Origin of the sequence: Streptomyces sp. NPDC002935, from assembly GCF_040611295.1 — a bacterium.
Classification (GTDB): Bacteria; Actinomycetota; Actinomycetes; order Streptomycetales; family Streptomycetaceae; genus Streptomyces.
The window spans coordinates 1-2,222 of sequence record NZ_JBEXNW010000091.1; the positions used below are offsets into that span (position 1 = coordinate 1).

The 2,222-nt window shown below is 69.2% G+C and carries 2 protein-coding genes; both read left to right on the plus strand.

Annotation, left to right across the window (positions count from 1 at the left end; translation table 11 throughout):
• The first annotated feature begins 92 nt into the window (after positions 1–92).
• The gene (gene istA, locus ABZX90_RS43765; protein ID WP_355213724.1) at positions 93–1,343 is read left to right on the plus strand and encodes an IS21 family transposase; all 1,251 of its coding nucleotides are present in this window, start codon (positions 93–95) and stop codon (positions 1,341–1,343) included.
• Positions 1,343–2,149 carry an IS21-like element helper ATPase IstB gene (gene istB, locus ABZX90_RS43770; protein WP_355213725.1) on the plus strand — a complete coding sequence of 269 codons (807 nt, stop codon included), beginning with the start codon at positions 1,343–1,345 and terminating at the stop codon, positions 2,147–2,149. Before istA ends, istB begins: the two co-directional genes overlap by 1 nt.
• Positions 2,150–2,222 lie beyond the last annotated feature (73 nt).

The window sequence follows — 2,222 nt, forward strand, 5'->3', positions numbered from 1 at the left end:
TGTCGGCGACGGCTGAAAATTGGACCAGTAGCGGCGCTTGAAAGTTGACCCCTCCAGGGGGTCTGGCTCGTTGAGCCAGGCCGGGAGGAGTGGTGATCAGCGTGGAGGACTGGGCGGAGATCCGCCGGCTTCATCGGGCCGAGCAGATGCCGGTGCGGGCGATCGCGAGGAAGCTGGGGATCGCCAGGAACACTGTCCGCAGAGCGATCGCGGACGACGCGCCGCCGAAGTATCAGCGGGCGCCGAAGGGCTCGATCGTGGACGCGGTCGAGCCGCAGATCCGTGAACTGCTCGAGCAGTGGCCGGAGATGCCCGCGACGGTGATCGCTGAGCGGATCGACTGGGACCGGGGTCTGACGGTGCTCAAGGACCGCATCCGAGACCTGCGGCCGGCCTACCGGCCCGCGGATCCGGCCTCGCGGACGGTCTATGAGCCGGGCGAGATCGGCCAGTGCGACCTGTGGTTCCCGCCGGCCGACATCCCGCTCGGCTTCGGCCAGGTCGGACGGCCGCCGGTGCTGGTCATGGTCGCGGGCTACTCGCGGTGGATCACCGCCCGGATGCTGCCCTCGAGGTCTGCGGCCGACCTGATCGCCGGGCACTGGCGGCTGCTGACCGAGCTGGGCGCCGTCCCTCGGGTGCTGGTCTGGGACAACGAGGGAGCCGTCGGTTCCTGGCGGCCCGGTGGCCCTCAACTGACCGACGAATTCGCCGCGTTCGCCGGACTGCTGGGCATCAAGTTCCTGCTCTGCAAGCCGCGGGATCCGGAGGCCAAGGGCCTGGTCGAGCGGGCCAACGGCTATCTGGAGACGTCGTTCCTGCCCGGGCGGGTGTTCACCTCGCCTGCCGACTTCAACATCCAGCTCGCCGACTGGCTGACCAAAGCCAACCGGCGCATCCACCGGACCTTGCAGGCCCGTCCGGCGGACCGGCTGGAAGCGGACCGCTCCCGGATGCTGGCCCTGCCGCCGATCGCCCCGCCGGGCTGGTGGAAGGCATCGCTGCGGCTGCCCCGGGACCACTATGTCCGCCTGGACACCTGCGACTACTCGGTGCATCCACTGGCTGTCGGCCGCCGCATCGAGGTCGCCGCAGACCTGGACCAGGTCCTGGTGACCTGCGACGGCGTCGAGGTCGCCCGCCATGCCCGCAGCTGGGCCCGCCACCAGACCATCACCGACCCGGACCACGCGGCTGCTGCCGCAGCCGCCCGCAAGAAGGCTGCCGGCACGAAAGCGGCACCAGTGGACGTGACGGAGGTCGAGGAACGGTCGCTGGACACCTACGACCGGATCTTCGGCGTCATCGACGGCGGACTGAGCACAGGTGAAGGGGCAGCGTGATGAGCGCGAAGAACGGCACGAGCCAGGCCAGGACCGGCCGCGACGTCGGCTCCGAACTGATCTATCTGACCAAGGCGTTGAAGGCTCCGGCTTTGCGGGACGCTGCCGCCCGGCTCGCGGAACGGGCCCGCGACGAGGGCTGGAGTCACGAGGAGTATCTGGCCGCCTGCCTGCAGCGCGAGGTCGCCGCCCGTGACTCCCACGGCGCCGAGGGACGCATCCGGGCGGCCCGTTTCCCCTCCCGCAAGTCGCTGGAGGACTTCGACTTCGACCACCAGCGGTCCGTGAAACGCGAGGTCATCGCCCATCTGGGGACGCTGGACTTCGTCGTCGGGAAGGAGAACGTGATCTTCCTGGGACCTCCAGGCACCGGCAAGACCCACCTCGCCAGCGGACTCGGCATCCGGGCCTGTCAGGCCGGCCACCGGGTCGCCTTCGCCACCGCCGCCCAGTGGGTCACCCGCCTCGCCGAAGCCCACCAAGCCGGACGTCTGAGCGACGAGTTGACCCGGCTGGGCCGGATCCCGCTGATCGTGGTCGACGAAGTGGGTTACATCCCCTTCGAACCCGAGGCCGCGAACCTGTTCTTCCAGTTCATCTCGGGCCGCTACGAACGCGCCTCGGTGATCGTGACCAGCAACAAGCCCTTCGGACGCTGGGGCGAGGTCTTCGGCGACGACACCGTCGCCGCCGCGATGATCGACCGCCTCGTCCACCACGCCGAGGTCATCTCGCTCAAGGGCGACAGCTACCGCATGCGCGGCCGCGACCTCGGACGGGTTCCCGCCGCCAACACCGGGGAATGACCAACATCAACTGACGCAGTGGGGGTCACTTTTCACCCGCCGGAATCGGCTCACTATTCAAGCGTCGCCGACA

What these genes read in the sequence shown, in the direction of transcription:
- istB (WP_355213725.1), top strand. Translation starts at nt 1,343, where the DNA reads ATGAGCGCGAAGAACGGCACGAGCCAGGCCAGGACCGGCCGCGACGTC.